Consider the following 5,960-nt stretch of genomic DNA (forward strand, 5'->3'; position numbering starts at 1 on the left):
CGGCGCCGGCTCGACGGCGGCCCGATGGCCCCACTGAAGCTGGCGTCCGGCTGCGACCGCCGCTGCGCGTTCTGCGCGATCCCCGCCTTCCGGGGCGCCTTCGTCTCCCGCCGCCCGACCGAGGTGCTCGGCGAGGCCCAGTGGCTGGCGGAGAACGGTGTCCGCGAGGTCTTCCTGGTCTCGGAGAACTCCACCTCGTACGGCAAGGACCTGGGCGACCTCCGGCTGCTCGAGACGCTGGTCGAGGAGATCGCCGCGATCCCGGGGCTGACCCGGGTCCGGGTGTCGTACCTGCAGCCGGCCGAGATGCGCCCGACCCTGATCACGGCGATGGCCACCACCCCGGGCGTCGCGCCGTACTTCGACCTGTCCTTCCAGCACGCGTCCGGCCCGCTGCTGCGGCGGATGCGCCGGTTCGGCGATGCCGAGCGCTTCTTGGAGCTGATCGCCCAGGTCCGTAAGGAGGCGCCGACAGCCGGCATCCGGAGCAACGTGATCGTCGGGTTCCCGGGGGAGACCGAGGAGGACGTGGACATTCTCTGCGACTTCCTTTCTCGCGCCGGACTGGACGCGATCGGGGTATTCGGCTACTCGGACGAGGACGGCACCGAGGCGGAGACCTACGACGGCAAGCTGGACGAGGACACCATCGCGGCCCGGGCGGACCGGGTCACCAGGCTGGCCGAGGACCTGACGTCGGCCCGCGCGGAGGCGCGGATCGGCGAGATCGTGGAGGTCATGGTCGAGTCGATCGACGGCGACACCGCCGAGGGCCGGGCCGCTCACCAAGGCCCCGAGGTGGACGGTTCCACCACGCTGACCGCTCTGCCGGCCGGGCTGGCCATCGGCGACCTGGTGACTGCCGAGGTCGTCGGCACCGAGGGCGTCGACCTGATCGCCGAGATCGCCGCGCACGTCCCGACCCGAGCAGACGTTCCGGCAGCTAACCTGACCGCGTGACCATGCCGCCGACGAACCCGGTGCATCGCGCCACTGGCCCGCTCAGCGCGCCGAGCGCCTGGAACGTGGCGAACGCGCTGACCGTACTGCGACTCGTGCTGGTACCGCTGTTCGTCTGGCTGCTGCTCCGCGACGGTGGTGGCGGTGAGGAGAACCGGCTGCTGGCGACCGCGGCCTTCGTGGTCGCGATCGTCACCGACCGATTCGACGGTGACATCGCCCGCCGCTGGAACCTGGTCACCAACTTCGGCAAGATCGCCGACCCGATCGCCGACAAGGCACTGACCGGAGCGGCCTTCATCGGGCTGTCCATCCTCGGCGAACTGCCGTGGTGGGTGACGGTCGTGGTGATGGTCCGCGAATGGGGCGTGACCGCGCTTCGCTTCTGGGTGATCCGCGTCGGCGTGATGCCGGCCAGCCGCGGCGGCAAGCTGAAGACGGTCCTGCAGGCGATCGCACTGGGTCTCTACCTCCTTCCGTGGCAGTCGGTGGCGGTCCTGCACTGGACCGCTGTGGTCTTCATGGCCGCCGCCGTGGTGGTGACGATCATCACCGGCCTCGATTACGTCGGCCGGGCCGTCCGCCTCCGCGCCGCGGCCAAGCGTCCCCTCCCATGACAGCCGACCGTGAGCAGCTCCCGCCCGTGACAGCTGACCGTGAGCAGGACGCGCTGGAGCGCCTCGTGGGGCTGGTGCGGAGTCGTGGGGCGACGCTGGCGACAGCCGAGTCGCTGACGGGCGGGCTCGTCGGAGCCGCCCTGACGGACATTCCCGGCATCTCCGCGATCTACCGCGGCGGAGTGATCGTGTACGCCACTGACCTGAAGGCGACGCTCGCCGGTGTCCCGGCGGATCTCCTGGCCGATGTAGGACCCGTACACCCCGACACGGCCGTCGCCTTGGCCACTGGCGTCAGACAGCGGCTGGGGGCGACCTACGGCCTGGCAACGACCGGTGTGGCCGGCCCCGACCCACAGGCGGGCATCGAGGCCGGCACTGTGTATGTAGCAGCGGCCGGGCCGGATGCGGTACGGGTCGAGAGGCTGTCGCTGAGCGGGGATCGAGCAGCCATCCGGCGGGGCAGTGTGCAGGCCGTCCTGCGACTCGCCGCTGAACTGGTGGCGGAAGAACCCGGGTGATCGGGGTGTTGAGACCAGCATGGGCACAGGTAGGGCAGACTGGGACGGCGCACCGAAGCTGGGCATTGCGAGGAGTAGTGACCCGGCAACGGGTACCGTTGGTGTCCACGGTCGAGCTACGGTGCGAGTAGGTTCGGTCCGACAGGCGGAAGGGAGAAACCTCATGGTGCTGGTTCGTGGCCTTCTGGGCGACGTCCTGCGGCGCAAGCGGCTGCGCCAGGGGCGCACTCTCCGCGAGGTGTCCGCCGATGCCCGGGTCAGCCTGGGCTACTTGTCGGAGGTCGAGCGCGGTCAGAAGGAAGCCTCGAGCGAGTTGCTCGCGGCCATCTGCACGGCGCTGGAGGTGCCGCTGTCGACGGTTTTCGCCGAAGTGAGCGAGGACCTGGCCCGTGAAGAGGCACTGGTGCTGGCGCACTCGGTGATCGAGCCCGAGGTCGTCGCCTCCGCCGCCTGACCGGCTGAGGAGTTTCATCGCGCATCCCGGGTCCGGGAGCGTCTGCTCACGGGGTTGTCGAAGAGCGGCAGCTTGCCTGGCCGCACGAGCTGTAGCGCCTCGATCGGTGGCTCACCGGGATCCCGGAACATCACGTTGGCCAAGAGCAGATGCGTCGAGGAGTCGGGGAAGCGGAGCAGCTTGGCCCGGGCAGGTGGCGGGTAGTACTCGCTGAGGTCGTTTCCCTCGTCGAACCGCCGCCCTTCGAGCACCGCCCAGGCGAGCGGTTCGAGCGCGAAATATGCACGCTCGGCCAGTTGGTCGAAAACAATGAACTCGGGATGCCGGTGCAGACTCAGTCCCACCGTGTAGGCGTAGCCGGGATTGCGCTTGTCCTCGCCCGTCACGTACTGCACGCACCACCCGAAGGTCCCGATGCTGGTCGCGACCTGTTCGGAGTACTCGTCGTCGGTCATCCCGCCGCAGATGTCGCACATGCCGTCTCCTCTCGTGTTCGAACAGATGTTCGATACGTCAGAGAAGTTATCCGCGTTCCGGCTCGCCTCGGCTGTTGTCCACAGGTCAGTTCTCAGGCTGGCAGGCCGGGCACCAGTAGCTGACCCGGTCCCGCGGAGGTTCCCCGAGCGGGGCGGTCAGGATCGTCGTCCCGCAGCGCCGGCATTGTTTCCCCGGCCGTTCGAAGACCCAGGTCCGCCGGCCGGGCCGATCGACTCCGGTGGTCACCTGGGCGGCGTGCTGGAGATTTGCCTTCAGCAGGCGCCGACTGAGATCGACCGCCGCGCCGAGGTCCACCGACCGCACGGGACGCCACGGATGCAGACCGAGCAAGAAGCACACCTCGGTCCGGTAGAAGTTCCCGATCCCGGCCAGGTTGCGCTGGTCCAGCAAGGCCTCGCTGATGGTCCGCTCAGGCTCCTTCGCGAGGTTCGCGATGGCCAACTCCCGGTCGAAGTCAGGGGAGAGCAGATCCGGCCCGAGGTGCCCGACCACAGTGTCCTCGGCGTCTGTCCCGACCAGCTCCAGCACCGGCAGCAGATACCCGACCGCAACCCAGGAGTCGGTCTCGAGCACGACCCGGACCTGATGATCGGCGCCTCCGCGCCAGCGCTCACCAGGCCGGTACAGATGCCAACTGCCGTCCATGCGCAGGTGGCTGTGGATCGTCACCCCACCGGACACCCGCATCAGCAGATGCTTGCCGCGCGCAACAACTTCGACCATCGTCCGTCCACTGAGGTCGGTCGTCGCCAGCGTCGGAACCCGGAAGTCGGTCCGCGTCAGGTCCTTCCCGGCCATGGCCTGGTGAAGCCGCTTGGTCGCGCGCCAGACGGTGTCCCCTTCAGGCATGACCTGACTCTCCAAACATCGGGGCCCTCCTCAGGCGCGCAACCTCAGGCCTCGCGGGGTGGCATGGAAGCCGGCCTTCGCCAGGGCATCGCCGAAAACGGTGTGCCGCACCTGCTCGCCGTCCGCGGTCTCGACACTGAGCTTGCCCAGATGACCGTCCCGGATCGCCAGCGCGAGCGCGTCGACGGCCGGCTGCAGCAGATCTGGATCTTCGGTGAAGCTCAGCACCGTCCGTCCACCACGCTCGACGTAGACGATCAGCCGCCCGTCCACCAGCATCACCAGAGCACCCGCCTTCCGCCCCGGCCGATGCCCGCCCGCGTTCTCCCGCTCGGGCCACGGCAAGGCAGCCCCATAGGGATTGGCCGGATCAGAGGCAGCCAGTACTACGGCCCGCGCGGCCGTCTCTTCCTGCTTGACTCGTCCACCTGAGACCGGGGACAGATCAGCCATCGCCCGCAACCGATCGACCGCACCTGGCAAGGCGAACTGCGCAGCACCAAGCCCTGCGACGAAATAGCCTCGCCGGCACCGCCCGGACTCCTCGAAGGCGCTCAACACCTTGTAGACCGCTGCAAACCCACCCGGCGTTCGTTCCGTCATCACTGAGCCGCGCGTGACGATCCCATAGCGGTCGAGCAGCGTCTCGGCCGCGGCATGCGCCCGGCGAGTGGCATCTGGATCGCGCTCCGGCAGGAGCGACCAGCGTCCGCCTGCCGTCGGTGGACCACTTCGCGACGGCATGGCGGGCCGCCCTGGCCTGACGGGACGACCCGGGCGCGCGCGTGGCGTCGTACGGCGGGTTCGGTGGCTGCCGCGGCCGCCGCCTACCAAGCCGCGGACCGGGGCCAACGTGTCGTTGGTCAGATGGCCGGCCCACACGAGGTCCCACAGGACGCTGACCAGGGTCTCGTCGTCAACGACTCCATTGGCCGAGCCGACGACATCACTCAACTGCCGGAAGAAGAAGGCGCCGCCGCCGGCCAACGCGTCCAGCACGGCCTGATGGGTCTCCCCGAGCTCGAAGGTCGGGTCCGGGTCGGGCAAGGTCAGATCGCAGTTGTCCGCCAGGTGCAGCGAGACCCAGCCGTCAGTCCCCGGCAACGACCCCGAACCCGCCCAGACAACCTCGCCCGTCGCCGTCAGCTCGTCCAGCATGGACGCCTGGTATCCAGGCACGCGCGAAGGCAGCACTATCGACTCCAGCGCCGACGCCGGTACTGCGCACCCGGCGAGCTGCTCAACCGCACCCAGCAACACGTCGTATCCACGCCCACGGCTGCTCGTGATCCCTTGCCAGGCCGGCAGGAACCGCGCCAGCGCCGCAGGATCAACGGGCTCGACCTCCTTGCGAAGGGCAGCGAGCGACCGCCGCCGCAGCAGACGGAGGATCTCGGCGTCACACCACTCCAGACCGATCCCGCCGGGCAGGAACTCGCCCTCGACCACGCGTCCGGCCGCACTCAGCCGCCGCAGCGAATCCGTCACCACGGCGACGCCGATCCCGAGATGCGTCGCAAGATCGACAGCACGGAACGGGCCGTGTGTTCGCGCATACCGGGACACCAGATCGCCGAGCGGATCGGCGACCGGCTCGGCGTGCGCTTCGGCAACACCCGGAGGCAGCGGTACGCCGAGGGCGTCGCGCAGGCGGGCCACATCCTCGACCACGGCCCAGCGGTGTTCACCGGCGATGCGGACGCGAACCACCCGGCGGGCGGCGGCCAGTTCGGTCAACCAGGACTCGGCATCCGCGCCTTCCACGCAGCGCTGCGAAGCCTCCGCGATCGACAGCGGCCCGACGAGCCGTAGTACGTCGAAGAGGCCTTCGAGGTCGCGGGCGCGGCGGTCTTCGGCCAGGCGTTGGAGCTCGGCCTCCGTCCGCAGTACCACCTCGGCGTCGAGCAACTCGCGTAGCTCAGTGCGGCCGAGTAGTTCGGCAAGCAGGCTCTGGTCCAGGGAGAGCGCGGCCGCGCGCTTCTCGGCCAACGGCGCATCGCCCTCGTACATGAAGGCGCCCACGTAGCCGAACAGCAAGGACTTCGCGAAGGGCGATGCCTC

7 protein-coding genes are annotated in these 5,960 nt (G+C 69.3%); 4 read left to right on the top strand and 3 right to left on the bottom strand.

All coding sequences use genetic code 11. From position 1 onward, the window contains the following. The 4 genes from VFG33_RS27795 to VFG33_RS27810 all read left to right on the top strand — a co-directional run. Positions 1-960: radical SAM protein (locus tag VFG33_RS27795; RefSeq protein WP_325055922.1), on the top strand; the 960-nt coding region annotated here is incomplete at its 5' end. 2 nt (positions 961-962) lie between these two features. Further along, the gene (gene pgsA, locus VFG33_RS27800) at positions 963-1,577 is read left to right on the top strand and encodes a CDP-diacylglycerol--glycerol-3-phosphate 3-phosphatidyltransferase (RefSeq protein ID WP_325055928.1); all 615 of its coding nucleotides are present in this window, start codon (positions 963-965) and stop codon (positions 1,575-1,577) included. A gap of 26 nt (positions 1,578-1,603) precedes the next feature. Beyond that, entirely contained in the window at positions 1,604-2,098 is a 495-nt protein-coding gene (locus tag VFG33_RS27805; RefSeq protein ID WP_325055923.1) for a CinA family protein, read from the top strand. A gap of 163 nt (positions 2,099-2,261) precedes the next feature. Further along, a complete protein-coding gene (locus VFG33_RS27810; protein WP_325055924.1) occupies positions 2,262-2,552 on the top strand; it encodes a helix-turn-helix domain-containing protein in 291 nt (96 codons plus the stop codon). Between the two features lie 14 nt (positions 2,553-2,566). Here the strand turns inward: VFG33_RS27810 and VFG33_RS27815 are convergent, their stop codons facing one another. The 3 genes from VFG33_RS27815 to VFG33_RS27825 form a co-directional block, all read right to left on the bottom strand. Next, positions 2,567-3,028: a DUF4262 domain-containing protein gene (locus VFG33_RS27815; protein WP_325055925.1), complete on the bottom strand. Its 462-nt coding sequence runs from the start codon at positions 3,026-3,028 to the stop codon at positions 2,567-2,569. Positions 3,029-3,113: 85 nt separating this feature from the next. Then, a complete protein-coding gene (locus VFG33_RS27820; RefSeq protein ID WP_325055926.1) occupies positions 3,114-3,899 on the bottom strand; it encodes an Fpg/Nei family DNA glycosylase in 786 nt (261 codons plus the stop codon). Positions 3,900-3,929: 30 nt separating this feature from the next. Continuing rightward, a partial coding sequence (locus tag VFG33_RS27825; RefSeq protein ID WP_325055927.1) for a DNA glycosylase AlkZ-like family protein occupies positions 3,930-5,960 on the bottom strand: 2,031 nt, incomplete at its 5' end.

The organism is Kribbella sp., from assembly GCF_035687465.1.
Lineage (GTDB): Bacteria > Actinomycetota > Actinomycetes > Propionibacteriales > Kribbellaceae > Kribbella.

Coding starts and splice junctions, on each gene's coding strand:
- VFG33_RS27815 (WP_325055925.1), bottom strand. CDS start 3,028: ATGTGCGACATCTGCGGCGGGATGACCGACGACGAGTACTCCGAACAG.
- VFG33_RS27810 (WP_325055924.1), top strand. CDS start 2,262: ATGGTGCTGGTTCGTGGCCTTCTGGGCGACGTCCTGCGGCGCAAGCGG.
- VFG33_RS27820 (WP_325055926.1), bottom strand. CDS start 3,899: ATGCCTGAAGGGGACACCGTCTGGCGCGCGACCAAGCGGCTTCACCAG.
- pgsA (WP_325055928.1), top strand. CDS start 963: ATGCCGCCGACGAACCCGGTGCATCGCGCCACTGGCCCGCTCAGCGCG.